Raw genomic sequence first — 16,361 nt, forward strand, 5'->3', positions numbered from 1 at the left:
ACCCTGGTGCCGAGCCGTCCACGACCCTGGTCCTGCCCTGGTCCTCCACCGGAGGGACCTCCGGCGCTCCCGTCACGGCCCCGGGACGTGTGACGATCGGGCCGTGAGCCCCGTCGACCCGACCGCAGCGGGAGGCGCGCCCGTGCGTCCCACGGTGCGCCCCTCGGTGCGTCCCCCCGTGCGGCCGCCCCTGCGCCGGCCCGAGCACGGCCGTCGGCTCGCAGGCGTCGCCGCCGGGCTGGCGGTGCACCTCGGCGTCGCGCGCGTCGGCCTGGTCCGGCTGGTTCTCGTGCTGCTCGTGCCCTTCGGCGGCGTCGGGCTCGCGCTCTACCTGTTCTGGTGGCTGTCCGTCCCCGCCGGGGACCCGTGGGCCGCCTCGGCGCCGGTGCGTCCCGGGGTGCTGGTCCGGCTGGCGCGCCGGCCCGCCGCGGGCGTCCCCGTCGCCGTGCGCCGCTGGCCCGTCGGCGACCTCGTCGTCGGGGTGCTCCTCGTCGTCGGGGCGGGGCTGCTGCTCGCGCGCCGGGCCGGGGTGAGCGCCGACGTGTCCTGGCTGCTGCCCACGATCGTCCTGCTCGTCGGCGTCGTGCTCGCCTGGAGCCAGCTCGACGAGCTACAGCGCGGCCGGGCCGCCGGCGGGGACGCGGCGCCGACACCACGGCGGCTGTCGCCGGTCCTGCGGCTCGTCGGCGGCCTGGTGCTCGCGGGCGTCGGCGTGCTGCTGCTCGTCGGGGACGCGACCGGCGGCGGCGTCGAGCCCGGCACCCTCGTGCAGTCCGTGGTCGCGGCCGTGGCCGTGCTCGCCGGCGTCGGTCTCGTCGCCGCGCCGTGGTGGCTGCGGCTGGTGCGGGAGCTGGGCGACGAGCGCGCCGCCCGCGCCCGGGAGTCCGAGCGCGCCGACATCGCCGCCCACCTGCACGACTCGGTCCTGCAGACGCTCGCCCTCATCCGCGCCCGCGCCGACGACCCCACCGAGGTCGCGCGGATGGCCCGCGCGCAGGAGCGCGAGCTGCGCGAGTGGCTGTACGACGACCGCAGCGTGCCCGGCACCTCGCTCGCGGCCGAGCTGCGCGCCGTCGTCGCCGAGGTCGAGGACACGCGGACCGGGCCGGAGGGCCAGGCGGTCGTGGTGGACGCGGTCGTCGTCGGGGACCGCGTGCCGGACGCGCAGACCGCGGCGCTGCTGCAGGCCTCGCGGGAGGCGCTCGTCAACGCCGTCGTCCACGGCCGCCCGCCCGTGTCGCTGTACATGGAGGTGTCGCCGCGCAGCGTCGAGGTGTTCGTGCGCGACCGCGGCGACGGGTTCGACGTCGCCGGCATCCCGGCCGACCGCTTCGGCGTGCGCGAGTCCATCGTCGGCCGCGTCCGCCGGCGCGGCGGGACGGCCACCGTCACGTCCTCGCCCGACCGCGGCACCGAGGTCCACCTGTGCGTCCCGGTCGACGGCGCCGTGCCTGCCGACGTGCCCCCCGCCGCGCCGCCCGACACCTCGCACGACACCTCGCACGACGTGCCCCCCGGCCCGCGGGCCGAGCCCGTGCGACCCGTGGCCCCCGCCGGGGCCCCCGAGCAGGAGGTCCGATGACCGAGACCCGAGCGACCGCGGCGCCCCTCGCGCAGGACGGCGACGGCGTGAGCGTGGTCCTCGTCGACGACCACCACATGTTCCGCGCCGGCGTGCGCGCCTCGCTCGACGACCGGGTGCGGGTCGTGGGGGAGGCGGCGTCCGTCGACGAGGCGGTGGCCGTCGTGAGCGCGCTGCGCCCCGCCGTCGTGCTGCTCGACGTGCACCTGCCCGGCGGGGACGGCGGCGGCGGCGCCGAGGTGCTGCGCCGCTGCGCGCCCCTGCTGGGCACGACCCGCTTCCTGGCGCTGTCCGTCTCGGACGCGGCCGAGGACGTCGTCGCCGTCATCCGCGCCGGGGCGCGCGGGTACGTGACGAAGGCGATCGACGGGCCGGCCCTCGTCGACGCGGTCGTCCGCGTCGCCGGGGACGACGCGGTGTTCTCCCCGCGGCTGGCGGGCTTCGTCCTCGACGCCTTCGGCACCGCGGCGGGCGACGTGGCCACGGGCGACGACGAGCTCGACCGCCTGTCGGCGCGGGAGCGCGAGGTCATGCGGCTCATCGCCCGCGGGTACGCTTATAAGGAGGTCGCCGCCGAGCTGTTCATCTCGGTGAAGACCGTGGAGACCCACGTGTCCGCGGTGCTGCGCAAGCTGCAGCTGTCCAGCCGGCACGAGCTGACCCGGTGGGCCGCGGCCCGCCGGCTGCTGTGAGGGCGAGCCGTGCCGGGCTGGGGTGAGGCGCTCGTCGCCCTCGCGGTGGTCGTCGGGCTCGTCGGGGTCGTCGTGCAGGTGCTGCCCGGCGCCTTCCTCGTCGCCGGGGCGGTCGTGACCTGGGGCGTGCTGGCGGGCGGGCCCTGGGGCTGGACCGCGGTGACGGCAGCGGTGCTGCTCACCGTCGCGGGGCAGGTCGCCAAGTGGGTGCTGGCGGGCCGGCACCTGCAGCGGGCCGGGGTGCCGAACCGCAGCCTGCTGTGGGGCGGGCTGCTCGGCGTCGTCGGGTTCGTCGTCGTGCCCGTCGTCGGGCTCGTCCTGGGCTTCGTGCTCGGCACGTACCTCGCGGAGCTGGCCCGGCTGCGCGAGGGGCCGCCGGCCTGGCGGGCGACGGTCGCCGCGCTGCAGGCGACCGGCCTGACGATCCTCGTCGAGCTCGCGGCGGCGCTGCTGGTGACCGGGGTGTGGGCGCTGGCGGTCTGGCGGACCTGAGCGGTACCGCCCGAGGGGTGGCTAAGGGGTCGCCGGCACCGCGAAGACGACGAGGTTGTCGACGTAGTGCCCCGTGCGCCGGTCGAACACCCCGTCGCACGTGATGAGCCGCAGCTGCGCGTCCGGCGTGGGGCTGTAGACCTCCGCGGTCGGGAAGTCGGCCTTCGGCGCACGCACCGACCGCTCGACGACGAACCGCCGGTCCGTTCCGTCGGACAGCGTGACGACGACCTCGTCGCCCGGGACGAGGCGCGCGAGGTCGACGAACACCGCGGGGCCGTCCGGGCCGTCGACGTGTCCGGCCACGACGGCGGGTCCCACGTCGCCCGGCACGACGCCGCCCGCGTACCACCCGGCGCTGCCCCACGCGACGGGCGGCGTGATCCGCCCGTCTGCGCCGAGCGCGAGGGTCTCGAGGTCCGAGGCGACGCCGATCGCCGGCACGGTGACGCGGACGGGGACCACCCCACGCGCCGCCAGGGGGCTGTCGACGCCGAGGTCGGGGTCCTGGGGGGCGCCCGCCGCGGCCAGCCCGGGGTCGACGACGGTGCCCGTGCCCGTGCCCGTGCTCGTGCCCGTTCCCGTGCCCGGCGACGCCGTCGTCGGGGCGCTCGGGGACGCCGCGGGGACGGGTCCGCCCGCCCCGGGACCGACGGCGTCCGTCGTCGCCCCGCTCCCGCAGCCGGCGACGAGGGCGGCCGCGAGCACGAGCGGCGCGAGCCGCCGCAGCGGCCCCCGCCCCCGCCCGTCCGCCCTCGTCACCGGGACGTCACCGCGCCGCGGTCGCGCGACGGCGCAGCCCGATCACGGCGGCCGACGCCGCGGCGGCCAGGGCGACGCCGCCGAGCGCGAGCACGCCGGCACCGGGACGCGCCGCGTCGTCGTGCGTCGCGAGCCAGCCGGCACCGGTGTCGACGCCCTGCTGGGGGATCGTGCCGGGGGCGGCGGCGTCGAGCACGGGCTTGACGGTCTGGCGGCCCGACGCCTCGTCGAGCACGAGGAGGGTGCTCACCGTCCCGCCGGCGAGGTCGACCGCCGCGGTGCCGCTGGCGTCCCCGCCGAGGGTGAGGTCCCAGCGGCCCGCCGGCACGGTGGCGTAGCCCGTGGCGGCGCCGGTCGTGGCACCCTGCGCGAGGCTGACGCCCGTGCTGGTCGCGACGTCCACGGAGGGAGCCTCGGTGGAGGCCTGCACGACGCGGATCCGGGCCTCGCCGTCCGCCGGCGGCGTGAGGTCGTCCTGGAGGACGGTCGTCCTGAGGTCGGCGTTGCGGCCGTACGCGGCCACGGTGATGGGCGTGCCGGCCACGACGTCGACGGACTGCGACACCACGGGGGTGCCGGCCGGGTCCGCGCCGGCGGGGACCATCGACACGACGTACGTGCCGGCGGGCATGGCGAGGTAGTCCGACACCTGCCCGTAGGCGACGCCGTCGAGCTCGTAGAGCACGTCGCCGCCGGCGAGGGCGGTCAGGCGCACGTCGACGCTCTTCGTGTCGGGCGACAGGTGCGCCACGCGGGCCCAGCCGTCGGCGGGGGCGGCCTGGGCGGAGCCGGCGGCGGCGAGCGCGAGGCCCCCGGCGAGCAGGGCGCCGAGGCCGGCGGCCAGGGCGCGGGCGGCGCGGCGTGGCCGGGTGGTGGGTGCAGGCACGGGGGTCTCCCTCGTCGGTCCCGCCGGGGCGGGGTCGGATGGTGCGGTGTCGGCGGTGCGGGGGTGCGGGGGTGCGGTGGTGCGTCGATCCTCGCCCGGGGGTCAGCCGCCCGCGCGGTCGGCGCCCGTGACGCCGGGCAGGAGGCCGGCGGGCTCGTCGGGCGAGAAGGTCGCGAGGAGCCCGGCGTCGGTGGACCGGACGTCCGCGGTGGCGGTGAGGCCGTCGAGGCCGCGCAGCCATCGGGTGCCGACGGAGTAGCCCGCGCCCGCGGTCGTGCGGGCGCCGCCGACGGCGGTGACGAGCAGCTGCCGGCGCACGTCGCCGGCGCCGCCGTCGGCCGCCTCGCCCTCGACCGCGGGGAAGGCGCCGACGGTCACGTCCGTCGCGGTGAGCTGCACCGCGAGGGCGACGACGATGCGCGCGTCGACCCGCCCGGACTCGAGCAGCCCGCGGGAGTCGCCCTCGAGCACGAGCCGTGGGTTGCGGGCCAGCTCGGCGCCCGCCGTGGCGCGCGCGACGCGGGACCGCTCGGCGGCGGCGGGGTCGGGGGTGGTGCCGCCCGTCGCGTCCGACCCGGCGCCGTCGGCAGCCGGGGGCACCCGCCGCACGACCACCGCGTCGTCGCCGGTGCCGAAGGTGGCCACGCGCACGCCCACGGCGGCGGGGCCGTCGGTGACCCCCGCCGGCACGACGACGACGTCGGCGCGCGCGGCGTCGGCGAGGGGGACGAGCGTCGCCCCCGGCACGCCGGCGCGGGCCAGGTCGGTGCGGACGGCGTCGTCGGCCGCGACGGTCGCGCCGCCCCGGACGGTGGCGAGCACCCACGCCTGCGCGGCCCGCGTCCGCTCACCCGTGGCCGCGTCATCGGCGTCGGGCACCAGCAGGCCCCGCAGCGACGCCCCGGCCAGCGGCACGGCCGCGACGAGGGCCACCGCGACGAGCACGAGCCACGAGCCGCGCAGGTCGCGGGCGGTGTCGTACGTCGTGCGCAGGCTGCGCGCCGCCGCGTCGGTGACGCCCGCGAGGACGAGGGCGAGCAGCGGCAGCGCGAGGGCGAGGGTCGCGGCACCCGTGCCGGCACCGGCCTCGCGGGCCTCCGCGAGGGGGGCGGCGACGAGCGCCGCGACCGCCACGACGCCCAGCAGCGTCAACGCCCAGGGCCGCAGCCGGCGCACCGCCGTCGCGGTGAGGGTGGCCGCCGTTCCGGCCGCGAGCAGCACGGGGTCGAGCGACCACAGGCCGCCGAGCAGGGCCGCGGCGGTCGCGGGGGAGGACGGCAGCACCCCGGGCCGGCTCGGCGCGACGACGAGGACCCCGACGACCGCCACGACCAGGACGAGGCCCGTCGTGGCGACGGCGGCCACGAGGTGCCGCGCCCCCGCGGGCGCGGACCGCACGAGCAGCACCACGACGAGGGGCGCCGCGAGGAGCGGCAGCGGGACGGGCGGCTGCGCGACGAGGGCCGCCACGGCGAGGGCCGCCGGGGCGCCGACCGCGCCGACGAGCGGCCGCCGGGCGGTGGCCAGCAGCAGGGCCGCGACGAGCCACGGCGTGGCCAGCACGTCGCCGTGCACGGTCCGGTGCGCCACGAGCGCGAGCGGCGGCACCGCGAGCAGCAGCCCGGCGCCGGCCGCGGCCGGGCGCGACAGCCCGACCCGGCGGGCCAGCGCGAACAGCAGCACGACGGCGACGAGCGTCGCCGCGAGCGACGCCTCCCGCAGCGCCGTGACGGTGTCGTCGTGCCGGGCCAGCGCACCGGTGAGGGTCGCCCACGCCGCGAGCAGCGGCGTGCCGAGCACGGACCCGGCGGCGCCGGCGACGTCGGCGGTCGGTGCGGACCCCGCGGGGGCGACGAGCGACCACGCCGCCAGCGCGGCCGCTCCCTCGCCGGGCGCCCGGCCGGGGGCCCGGCCGAGCCCGAGCACCCCGACGAGCGCCGCGACCACGACGGTGGGCGCGAGCCAGAGGCCGTCGGCCACGTGCGCGCGGACCCAGGCGTCGGCGGCCTCGAGGGCGCCGGGTGCGGGGTCCTGGGCCGCGTCGAGGTCGTGGTCGCGTCGGTCGTCGGGCCCGTCGAGGGGCCTGCGGAGGGCGGGCTCCGGGCGCGCCAGGACGTCGGTCATCGGGCCACCTCGTGCCGGTCGGCGTCGGTCAGGTCGGGGGTGCGGTCGTCGGGGGTGCGGTCGTCGGCACCGGCCGTGCCGACGCGGGCGGCGCCGGCCTCGTCGAGCAGCCGCAGCAGCTCGGGGACTGAGCCGGCCCGGTCGCCGGCCCGGTCGCCGGTCGCGGTCGCCGGGTCGGCGGCGGCGTCGGCGGGACCGGCGGGGTCCTGCCGGGTGGCGATGTCGGCATCGGCCGCGGGGACGCCGGCGGATCGGGCGTCGTCGTGAGGCGCCGTCGCGGGACGCAGCGCCCGGACCGTGCCGCGCACCGCGGCCAGCGCCGCGGGCACCACCGAGCCGAGCAGCCGCAGCTGCTCGGCGGCCGACGCGGTCCGACCCTGCCCCCGGCGGAGGTCGTGCAGCGCCGCGCCGAGCAGGGCCGTGCGCAGCGCGCCGACGGCGAGCGGGAGCAGCGCCGCGACGAGCACGAGCGCGGGTGCCCCGGTGACGAGGGCGACGACGGGCAGCAGGAAACCGAGCACCACGGCGGCGCCGGGCGCCACCGCGGGACGCCCCACCGTCGCCGGGTGGCCGGTGCGGCGCGTGGCCACGTCGGCGTCGCGCAGGACCGTCACGTGCGCCCCGGCGGCCGCGAGGAGCGCGCCGGCCGGGCCCGCGGCGGGCACGTCGCCCGTGAGCCGGTCGAGCGCCGTCCGGCGCACGACGAGCGCGCCGACGGCCTCGTCGTCGGGCTCGGCCGTCGACGCGGTGCCCGACCGGCGCCGCAGGTGCGCCTCCACGTGGGCGCGCAGGTCGGCGGGGGCGTGGTCGTCGGCCGGGAGCCGCTCGACGAGCACCGCGTCGGCGGCGTCCGCGTCGAGCGCGGCGACGCCGCGGGACAGCAGCGTCGGCGGGACGTCGTCCCCGGGGGCGACGACGGCGAGCACGTCGCCCGCCGCGGCCGCCGTGCCGAGCCGGAGCGCGTCCGGCGCGTCCGCGGCGTCGAGGACGAGGGTGCGCGTGCGCTCGGGCCGGTGCGCGGCGGCCACCGCGTCGCGGCCGGCGGCGTCGTCGGCGGAGAGCACGACGAGCACGTCGACGTCGGCGTGCGTCTGGTCCACGAGGCCCGCCAGGGTGCGGGCGAGGTCGTCGGCGGTGTCGGCACGGTCGGGTGCGCCGCCGGGTCCGGCGGGGCGCGCGACGACGACGCCGACGACGTGGGCCGGCCGCCGAAGGAGGTCGGGCCGGCGCGCCCCGGCCGACGGCATCGTCTCCGCCGCCGTCGGGCCGCCGACGAGCCCGCCCAGGCGCCGCAGCAGGACGACCGTGACGACCGCGGCCACCACGACGAGCAGGGCCCACACCAGCAGCGACCCCGGCGACGCGTCCGGCAGGAGCTGCGCGAGCGCGGGGGTCGGGGCGCGCCCCGCCAGGCCCGGGCTTGGGTCGGGCACGGCGGGCAGCGTCGGCGCCTGCGGGGTCAGCAGGGGCGTCGGCGCGGGGGCGGGGTCGGTCACGGTCGTCAGGGGCGTCACGGCGGGCTCCGGGGTCGTGGGGGCGGTGCCGGTCGGTGCTGGTCGGGTGCTGGTCGGGTGCTGGTCGCTGCGGGCGGCTGCGGCAGGAGGCCGCGGCGGGAGGGGTGGTGCCGGGGCACGGATCACCCGTCCGAGCGACCCTTCTCCCCGTGGTCCGGAGCCGGGCGTCGCCCGGATGGGTCAACGGTCCGACGTGATCGTCGTCACGGCCACCGGCGGCCACCGGCGACCAGGGACGGTCACGGACGGGCGGTGCACAGGTCGTCCTCGTGTCGCCGGGCGTGTCGGTGGGCACGCCTACCCTGGTACCGCCATGACATCCCTGTTCGAGAACCTCACGCTCTTCGGCGGCACGGGCGGTGCGCCCGCCCCGCCGTCGGTCCCCGCGTCCCCGGGCGCGGACCGTCCTGACGGAGCCACGTCCGCCGTCCCGTCCGGCGTCACGGCCGGCACCCCGTCGGGCCTGCCGCGCGTGGTGCCGCCGCGCGGGGGCGACGAGGGGGACGAGGCGCCGCACGGCGGGCTGTCGGCGGTCGAGCAGGACCGGGCGGACGCACTGCTCGTCGGGCTCAACCCGCAGCAGCGCGCGGCGGTGCTGCACCACGGCGGGCCGCTGCTCATCGTCGCGGGCGCCGGCTCGGGCAAGACGCGTGTGCTCACCCACCGCATCGCGCACCTGCTGGCCACGCGCCGCGCGCGGGCGGGCCAGGTGCTCGCCATCACCTTCACCAACAAGGCCGCGGCGGAGATGCGCGAGCGGGTCGAGGCGCTCGTCGGCCCGGCTGCCGGCCGCATGTGGGTCTCGACGTTCCACTCCGCCTGCGTGCGGATCCTGCGCCGGGAGGCGGGCACGCTCGGGCTGCGGTCGAGCTTCTCCATCTACGACGCGGCGGACTCGCAGCGGCTCCTGACGCTCGTCTCGCGCGAGCTCGACCTCGACCCCAAGCGCTACCCGGTCAAGGGCCTGGCCCACCGCATCTCGGCGCTGAAGGACGAGCTCGTCGACGCCGACGAGTTCGCGCGCACGTCCGGCGACGGACGGAGCAACGACGCCGACACGGTCCTGGCGCAGGTCTACACGCGGTACACGGCGCGGCTGCGGCAGGCGCACGCACTGGACTTCGACGACCTCATCATGACCACGGTGCACCTCCTGCAGGCGTTCCCGGCCGTGGCGGAGCACTACCGGCGGCGGTTCCGGCACGTGCTCGTCGACGAGTACCAGGACACGAACCACGCGCAGTACGTGCTGGTCCGCGAGCTCGTCGGCGGCACCGCGGCCGAGGACGCGGCGGTCGCGGCGGGCGAGCAGGCGCCGTCGGTGCCGCCGGGCGAGCTGACGGTCGTCGGCGACGCCGACCAGTCCATCTACGCCTTCCGCGGCGCGAGCATCCGCAACATCATGGAGTTCGAGGCCGACTACCCGGCGGCGACGACGATCCTGCTCGAGCAGAACTACCGCTCCACGCAGACCATCCTGTCCGCCGCCAACGCGGTGATCAGCAAGAACCCCGGCCGCACGCCCAAGCGGCTGTGGACGGACTCCGGCGCCGGCGCGCAGGTCGTCGCGTACGTCGCGGACACCGAGCACGACGAGGCACGGTTCATCGCGGGGGAGATCGACCGCCTCGGGGACACTGACGGCGTGCGCCCGGGCGACGTGGCGATCTTCTACCGCGCCAACGCCCAGTCCCGTGCGCTGGAGGAGGTGCTCGTCCGCGTCGGCCTGCCCTACAAGGTCGTCGGCGGCACCCGGTTCTACGAGCGCCGCGAGATCAAGGACGCGGTCGCCTACCTGCGCGCCGTCGCGAACCCGGACGACGACGTCAACCTGCGGCGCATCCTCAACGTGCCCAAGCGCGGGCTGGGGGAGCGGTCGGAGGCCATGGTCGCGGGCTTCGCCGAGCGTGAGCGGATCTCCTTCGGGGCCGCGCTCGAGCGGCTGGAGGAGGTCCCGGGCCTCGGGACGCGGGCCGTGACCGGGCTGCGCGCCTTCGCCGAGCTCATGGCCGGGCTGCGGGAGGTGGCGGAGGGCTCGGGGCCGGCGGACGTGCTCGGCGCGGTGCTCGACCGCTCGGGGCTGCTGGCCGAGCTGCGCGCGAGCGAGGACCCGCAGGACGCGACGCGCGTGGAGAACCTCGCGGAGCTGCACGCGGTGGCGACCGAGTTCGAGCAGTCGGACCCCGAGGGCGACCTCGCCGACTTCCTCGAGCGGGTGTCCCTCGTCGCCGACTCCGACCAGGTGCCGACGCCCGACGGCGGCGACACCCCCGGCGTGGACCCCGGCGTCATCACGCTCATGACGCTGCACACCGCCAAGGGACTGGAGTTCCCGGTGGTGTTCCTCACTGGCCTCGAGGACGGCACCTTCCCGCACATGCGCTCCCTCACCGATCCCGACCAGCTCGCCGAGGAGCGGCGCCTCGCCTACGTCGGGCTCACGCGAGCCCGCGAGCGGCTGTACATCTCGCGGGCGGCGGTGCGCACCGCCTGGGGCGTGCCGAACGAGTTCCCGCCGAGCCGCTTCCTCGACGAGCTCCCCGAGGAGCTCGTCGACTGGCGGCGGCGCGAGTCCAGCACCTCCCAGCTGCGCGGCGGCTGGGGCTCGGGCGGCGGCGCCGGCGGTCGCCGGTCCGACGGCGGCGGTCGTGCGGCGGCCCCGCGCGAGGAGCGCGCGCCCCTGCCGCGCACCGGCGCGACCTTCGGCTCCGCGACCCCGCGCGCCGACGTGCCGGCGCTCGCGGTGGGGGACCGGGTCACGCACGACTCCTACGGGCTGGGCACGGTCGTCGCCATCGAGGGCGCGGGGCAGAACACGGTGGCGAAGGTCGACTTCGGCTCCGACGGGGTCAAGCGGCTGCTGCTGCGCTTCTCCCCGGTCACCAAGCTCTGAGCGACGAGGGGCCGCCGCGGGCAAGCGCTACCCGCGCGTGCCCGACGTCACGCAGGTCGTCCCATGACCAGGGCCTCTCGAGGTCGAGAGACGTGGGCGGTGCGGGCTACCATCGCTCGCGGCGACGGCACAGAGACGTACGCGCAGGCGACGAGAGGACCCGGCCCCAGTGGACCTGTTCGAGTACCAGGCACGTGACATGTTCGAGCGGCACGGCGTGCCGGTCCTGGGCGGGATCGTGGCCACCACGCCCGACGAGGCCCGCGCCGCCGCGGAGCAGCTGCTCCCGGCCGAGGGCGGCGTCGTCGTCGTCAAGGCGCAGGTGAAGACCGGCGGGCGCGGCAAGGCCGGCGGCGTCAAGCTCGCCCGGTCCGCCGACGAGGCGGCCGAGAAGGCCGCCGAGATCCTCGGCATGGACATCAAGGGCCACACGGTCCACCGCGTGATGATCGCCGCGGGCGCGAAGATCGCGACGGAGTACTACTTCTCCGTCCTGCTCGACCGGGCGGAGCGGCGCTACCTGGCGATGGCCTCCGTCGAGGGCGGCATGGAGATCGAGCAGCTCGCGGTGGAGCGGCCCGAGGCCCTCGCGCGGGTCGCGGTGGACCCGGTCGTCGGCATCGACGCGGCGAAGGCCGCGGAGATCGTCGCCGCCGCCGGCTTCGGCGACGACGTGAAGGACAAGGTGGGCGACGTCATCCAGAAGCTCTGGACGGTGTACGAGGCCGAGGACGCGACGCTCGTCGAGGTCAACCCGCTGGTGCTGACCGAGGACGGCGAGGTGGTCGCGCTCGACGGCAAGGTCTCCCTCGATGAGAACGCGGGCTTCCGGCACGCCGACCACGCCGAGCTCGAGGACGCCGCCGCGGCGGACCCGCTCGAGGCCCGCGCCAAGGCCAAGGACCTCAACTACGTCAAGCTCGACGGCGAGGTCGGGGTCATCGGCAACGGCGCCGGCCTGGTCATGTCGACGCTCGACGTCGTCGCCTACGCCGGCGAGGCGCACGGCGGTGTGAAGCCCGCCAACTTCCTCGACATCGGCGGCGGCGCCTCGGCCGAGGTCATGGCCGCGGGCCTGGACATCATCCTGTCCGACCCGCAGGTGAAGTCCGTCTTCGTCAACGTCTTCGGCGGCATCACGGCCTGCGACGCGGTCGCCAACGGCATCGTCGCGGCGCTGGGGATGCTCGGCGACGAGGCCTCCAAGCCCCTCGTCGTCCGCCTGGACGGCAACAACGTCCTCGAGGGTCGCGCGATCCTCGCCGAGGCGGCGCACCCCCTGGTGACGCTCGCGGACACCATGGACGGCGGCGCCGACGAGGCCGCTCGTCTGGCCCACGCGGCCGCCTGAGACGCCGGACCCGAGAGAACGAGACGAGCAGACCACCCATGGCCATCTTCCTGACCGAGCAGTCCAAGGTCGTCGTGCAGGGCATGACGGGCTCCGAGGGCATGAAGCACACCACCCGCATGCTGGCCTCCGGCACGCAGGTCGTCGGCGGAGTGAACCCGCGCAAGGCCGGCACGTCGGTGCAGTTCCCCTCGCCGTCCGGTGACGTCGACGTGCCCGTCTTCGGCTCCGTCGCCGACGCCATGGCCGCCACGGGCGCCGACGTGTCGGTCATCTTCGTGCCGCCGGCCTTCACGAAGGCCGCCGTCGTCGAGGCGGTGGAGGCGGGCATGCCGCTGGTCGTCATCATCACCGAGGGCGTCCCCGTGGCGGACTCCGCCGAGTTCTTCACGCTGGCCCAGGCCAAGGGCGTGCGGCTCATCGGCCCGAACTGCCCCGGTCTCATCAGCCCCGGCAAGTCCAACGTCGGCATCATCCCGTCGAACATCACGGGCCCGGGCCGCATCGGGCTCGTGTCCAAGTCGGGGACCCTGACCTACCAGATGATGTACGAGCTGCGGGACCTCGGGTTCTCCTCCGCCGTCGGCATCGGCGGGGACCCCATCATCGGCACCACGCACATCGACGCCCTCGCGGCCTTCGAGGCGGACCCCGAGACGGACCTCATCGTCATGATCGGCGAGATCGGCGGAGACGCCGAGGAGCGTGCGGCGGCGTACATCCAGGCGCACGTGACCAAGCCGGTCGTCGGCTACGTGGCCGGCTTCACGGCCCCCGAGGGCAAGACGATGGGCCACGCGGGCGCCATCGTGTCCGGCTCGGCGGGCACCGCGCAGGCCAAGAAGGAGGCCCTCGAGGCCGCCGGCGTCACCGTCGGCAAGACGCCGTCCGAGACCGCCGCGCTGGCCCGTCAGCTCCTCCAGCAGGGCTGAGCCCGCACCGGCGCGGCGCAGACGCGCTCGTCGCCGCCCTGCACGGCCCGCGACCCCGGTGCCCCCGCGGCACCGGGGTCGCGGCGCGCCGGGGCGCCTGCGTCCCGGTCCACCGCACCCCACGGACGATGGGCGGGTGACCGGACTGCTGCCCCGCACGCCCCGCCCGCCCGTCGGCGAGGGGGGCGCGCCGCGGCGCCGGCGCGTGCTCGACGCCGCCCTGCCCGCGGCCCTGCGCGGGGGATCGAGCAGGGCCCCGGGCAGGGGACGTGGCGGGGTACCGCGCGCGGGGTCCCGCCCGGATCCGGTGGGTGGCGCGGCGCCGCTCGTGCTCACCGGGGCCGTCGTCGCCGCGCAGGCCGTGCTGCTCTCGCTGCTGTCCCTCGTGCTGCCGGCCATGGCGGCCTTCGTGGCGACGTCCGCCGACCCGACGAACGAGGGCGTCGGCTGGGGCCGCGCCGCCGGCGTGGGGGCGGCGCTGTGGCTGCTCGGTCACGGCGTCCCCGCGACGGTGGCCGGTGCGCCGGTCACGCTCGTGCCGCTCGGCGTCACGGCCCTCGCCGTGTTCGCCGGGTGGGCCTCCGCGCGCCGGTCCGGGACGCCGCGCGTGCCGGCCTGGGCCGCCGGCGTGGCGACCTACGTCGCCCTGGCCCTCGTCGTCGCGCTCGCCGCCGGCGTGCGGGGCGGTGGGCTGCTCACGGCCGCCGTCGGGGCCGCCGTCGTGGGCGGTCTGGGGACCGGGCTCGGGCTGCTGGCCCGGCCGGAGCGCTCGGGGCTGCCGTGGCGCGTGCGGGCGGGGCTGGCGCGGCTGCCGGGGCCCGTGGCGGTGGGTGCGGCCGCCGGGGCGCTGGTCGCGGCGGTGCTCGTGCTCGCCGCCGTCGTGCTCACCGTCGTCGGGATCGTGGCGGGCACTGCCACCGTGTCGGACGTCGTCGACGCCCTGCGCATGGACGTCGTCGGGGGTGCGGTCCTCGGCGTCGCGCAGCTCGGCTGGCTGCCGGACCTCGTCGTCTGGAACCTCGCGTGGCTGGCGGGGCCGGGGTTCGTCGTGGGGGAGGGCACGCGGTTCGCCGTCGGCGGCACGGTGACCGGGCCCCTGCCGGCGGTGCCGCTGCTGGGCGCGCTGCCGACGACAGACCTCGGCGCGCGCGGCACGCTGCTGTCCGCGGCCCTGCTGCTGGCCGTCGGGGCACTGGCCGGCTGGTACCTCCACCGTCGCCTGGACGTGGTCCGGGCCCGGGACGTCCTCGTGGCGGTCGGCACCACCGCCGCGGTCGCCGGCGTGCTCGTCGCCGGGCTGGTGCGGGCGGCCGCCGGGGGGATCGGGCCCGGGCGCATGGCCGTCGTCGGCGGGTCGTGGTGGGCGGTCGGCGGGTGCGTGGCGCTGGGGGCCCTCGTCGGCGCCGCGCTGCTCGCCCTGCCGGCCGAGCCCCGCGTCCGCTCGGCGGTGCGCGCGGTGTCGGCGAGGACGGCCGCCGCCGTCCGCGACCGCGCACCGGTCGCGGTTCGGCCCTCGACGCCCGACGAGGACGTCGCCCCCCGCGGCGCGGCCGTCACGGAGCCGGTCCCGGTCGTCGACGCCGGTCCGCGCACGGAGGCCGAGGGGTCCGAGCGTCAACGGTGACGGCCGGGCCCCACGCGGGGTCAGGGGGTCGGGGTGCCGCGCAGGCCCATCTCCTCGAGCCGGTCCTGGTAGGCCTGGGTGCACCGCTGCTGCGCGGTGACGGTGACCGCGCGCTCCTGGCAGTCCTGGAGCTGCTGGCGGACCGGCCACAGCAGGAGCGTGGAGGAGGAGGCGACCGTCCAGAGCGTGGCGACGACGACGAGGACCACCGCGCTCGTCGCGAAGGGCGAGCGGGCGGAGCCGCCCTGCGCCCGACCGGTTCGGGCGGCGCGCACGGCGAGCACGATGCTCGCGATCACGAGGAGCACGCCCACCGCCGGCCAGGGCAGGGGCGCCATGGAGGCCAGCAGCCCCGCGAGGAAGATGAACGTGGCGCGCCGCACCTGCCGGGCGACCTGCCGGTGGCGCTCGAGCTCCTCCGGGCCGGGCGGGCGGCGGTCCTGCGGGGCCGGCCCCGGCGCCCCCGTCGGCCGGGCCGTCGCGCCGTGGTGCCCGGCGGTCGGTCCGACGATCGGTCCGGCGGCTCCGCCGGCCGGACGCGCGCCGCGGCCGTCACCCTGCCCGCCGACCTGCCCGCCGACCTGCCCGCCGACCTGCCCGCCGTCGTCACCGCCACCCTGACCACCACCGGCGCCGCCACCCCCGCCGGGACCGGCCGCGGGCGGCCGTCCCGCGGGCGGCGCGCTGCGCGGTCCAGGCGGGGCGTAGGGGTTGCTCACCGGCCCATCATCCCGCAGCCGGAACGGGGTGGACGGTCGGCGCCCGGTGCGGGGACGGTCGCTAGGGTCGGCGTCGTGAGCACAGCACCGTCCCCGCCCGGTCCCGCCCGGGCCCCGCGCCGCGCGTCCGGGCGGCTGGTCGTCCTGGCCTCGGGCGGCGGGAGCACGCTGGCGGCGCTGCTCGCGGCCCACGACGACCCCGCCTTCGGCGCGCGCGTCGTCGGCGTCGTCACGGACCGGGCCGGTGCCGGCGCCCTGGACCACGCCCGGGCCGCCGGGGTCCCGACGGCCGTCGTCGCCCCCGCCGACTTCCCGGACCGGGCCGCGTGGGACGAGGGGCTCGCGCAGGCCGTCGCGGTGTTCACCCCCGACCTGGTCGTGAGCGCGGGGTTCATGCGGATCCTCGGCGCGGGCTTCCTCGCGCGGTTCGGCGGGCGGACGGTCAACAGCCACCCCGCGCTGCTGCCCGCGTTCCCGGGCGCCCACGCGGTGCGCGACGCGCTGCACCACGGCGTGCGGGTCACCGGGTGCACGCTGCACGTGGTCGACGCCGGCGTCGACACCGGCCCCGTCGTCGCCCAGGTCGCGGTCCCCGTGCTCGACGACGACGACGAGGCGACGCTGCACGAGCGCATCAAGGTCGCCGAGCGGGAGCAGCTGGTGGCCACCGTGGGGCGCATCGTGCGGGAGGGCATGCACGTGGACGGCCGGCGGGTCCGCCTCGGCGGGTAGCATCGTCGGCGACCGTGACTGGCGCCGCCCGCAGGGGCGAGGGGTGGAAGCGACCACC

Annotated in this window: 13 protein-coding genes; 8 read left to right on the plus strand and 5 right to left on the minus strand. The window is 78.0% G+C overall.

The annotated features are described in order from the left end of the window. Positions 1-103: 103 nt before the first annotated feature. From BM048_RS14130 to BM048_RS14140, 3 genes are read left to right on the plus strand one after another with little or no spacing between them, the layout of a single operon-like run. Positions 104-1,582: a sensor histidine kinase gene (locus tag BM048_RS14130; RefSeq protein WP_425319177.1), complete on the plus strand. Its 1,479-nt coding sequence runs from the start codon at positions 104-106 to the stop codon at positions 1,580-1,582. Then, complete coding sequence (locus BM048_RS14135) at positions 1,579-2,274, plus strand: LuxR C-terminal-related transcriptional regulator (protein WP_090034036.1); 696 nt, start codon at positions 1,579-1,581, stop codon at positions 2,272-2,274. The genes BM048_RS14130 and BM048_RS14135 overlap by 4 nt, the downstream gene beginning before the upstream one ends. A 9-nt stretch (positions 2,275-2,283) precedes the next feature. Next, a complete protein-coding gene (locus BM048_RS14140) occupies positions 2,284-2,766 on the plus strand; it encodes a DUF456 domain-containing protein (protein ID WP_090034038.1) in 483 nt (160 codons plus the stop codon). A gap of 21 nt (positions 2,767-2,787) precedes the next feature. Here BM048_RS14140 and BM048_RS14145 read toward each other — a convergent pair whose 3' ends face one another. The 4 genes from BM048_RS14145 to BM048_RS14160 all read right to left on the minus strand — a co-directional run bounded on the left by BM048_RS14145 (position 2,788) and on the right by BM048_RS14160 (position 8,052). Continuing rightward, positions 2,788-3,528, minus strand: coding sequence for a sortase domain-containing protein (locus BM048_RS14145; protein ID WP_203708966.1), 741 nt, complete (start codon positions 3,526-3,528; stop codon positions 2,788-2,790). Positions 3,529-3,535: 7 nt separating this feature from the next. Beyond that, positions 3,536-4,414, minus strand: coding sequence for a DUF4397 domain-containing protein (locus BM048_RS14150; RefSeq protein WP_090034040.1), 879 nt, complete (start codon positions 4,412-4,414; stop codon positions 3,536-3,538). Positions 4,415-4,516: 102 nt separating this feature from the next. Next, complete coding sequence (locus tag BM048_RS14155) at positions 4,517-6,538, minus strand: hypothetical protein (protein ID WP_090034041.1); 2,022 nt, start codon at positions 6,536-6,538, stop codon at positions 4,517-4,519. Then, the gene (locus tag BM048_RS14160) at positions 6,535-8,052 is read right to left on the minus strand and encodes a glycosyltransferase (RefSeq protein ID WP_090034042.1); all 1,518 of its coding nucleotides are present in this window, start codon (positions 8,050-8,052) and stop codon (positions 6,535-6,537) included. The genes BM048_RS14155 and BM048_RS14160 overlap by 4 nt, the downstream gene beginning before the upstream one ends. 313 nt (positions 8,053-8,365) lie before the next feature. On the opposite strand from BM048_RS14160, the gene pcrA reads away from it, so the two are divergent. The 4 genes from pcrA to BM048_RS14180 all read left to right on the plus strand — a co-directional run bounded on the left by pcrA (position 8,366) and on the right by BM048_RS14180 (position 14,852). After that, the gene (pcrA, locus tag BM048_RS14165; RefSeq protein WP_090034044.1) at positions 8,366-10,945 is read left to right on the plus strand and encodes a DNA helicase PcrA; all 2,580 of its coding nucleotides are present in this window, start codon (positions 8,366-8,368) and stop codon (positions 10,943-10,945) included. A 169-nt stretch (positions 10,946-11,114) separates the two neighbouring features. After that, positions 11,115-12,296: an ADP-forming succinate--CoA ligase subunit beta gene (gene sucC / locus BM048_RS14170; RefSeq protein WP_090034045.1), complete on the plus strand. Its 1,182-nt coding sequence runs from the start codon at positions 11,115-11,117 to the stop codon at positions 12,294-12,296. Positions 12,297-12,334: 38 nt separating this feature from the next. Next, on the plus strand, positions 12,335-13,228 hold the full coding sequence (gene sucD / locus BM048_RS14175; protein ID WP_090034046.1) for a succinate--CoA ligase subunit alpha: 894 nt from the start codon (positions 12,335-12,337) through the stop codon (positions 13,226-13,228). 136 nt (positions 13,229-13,364) lie between these two features. Then, the gene (locus BM048_RS14180; RefSeq protein ID WP_139224462.1) at positions 13,365-14,852 is read left to right on the plus strand and encodes a cell division protein PerM; all 1,488 of its coding nucleotides are present in this window, start codon (positions 13,365-13,367) and stop codon (positions 14,850-14,852) included. A gap of 20 nt (positions 14,853-14,872) precedes the next feature. Here the strand turns inward: BM048_RS14180 and BM048_RS14185 are convergent, their stop codons facing one another. Beyond that, positions 14,873-15,571, minus strand: coding sequence for a hypothetical protein (locus tag BM048_RS14185; protein ID WP_090034049.1), 699 nt, complete (start codon positions 15,569-15,571; stop codon positions 14,873-14,875). 75 nt (positions 15,572-15,646) lie between these two features. Here BM048_RS14185 and purN point away from each other — a divergent pair, with 75 nt between their 5' ends. Then, positions 15,647-16,303: a phosphoribosylglycinamide formyltransferase gene (gene purN / locus BM048_RS14190; RefSeq protein ID WP_090034050.1), complete on the plus strand. Its 657-nt coding sequence runs from the start codon at positions 15,647-15,649 to the stop codon at positions 16,301-16,303. Positions 16,304-16,361 lie beyond the last annotated feature (58 nt).

Source organism: Cellulomonas marina (assembly GCF_900111925.1).
Taxonomy (GTDB): Bacteria; Actinomycetota; Actinomycetes; order Actinomycetales; family Cellulomonadaceae; genus Cellulomonas; species Cellulomonas marina.

Excerpts from the sequence above, each read along its gene's own strand:
- sucD (WP_090034046.1), top strand. The coding sequence starts at position 12,335 with ATGGCCATCTTCCTGACCGAGCAGTCCAAGGTCGTCGTGCAGGGCATG.
- pcrA (WP_090034044.1), top strand. The coding sequence starts at position 8,366 with ATGACATCCCTGTTCGAGAACCTCACGCTCTTCGGCGGCACGGGCGGT.
- BM048_RS14135 (WP_090034036.1), top strand. The coding sequence starts at position 1,579 with ATGACCGAGACCCGAGCGACCGCGGCGCCCCTCGCGCAGGACGGCGAC.
- BM048_RS14155 (WP_090034041.1), bottom strand. The coding sequence starts at position 6,538 with ATGACCGACGTCCTGGCGCGCCCGGAGCCCGCCCTCCGCAGGCCCCTC.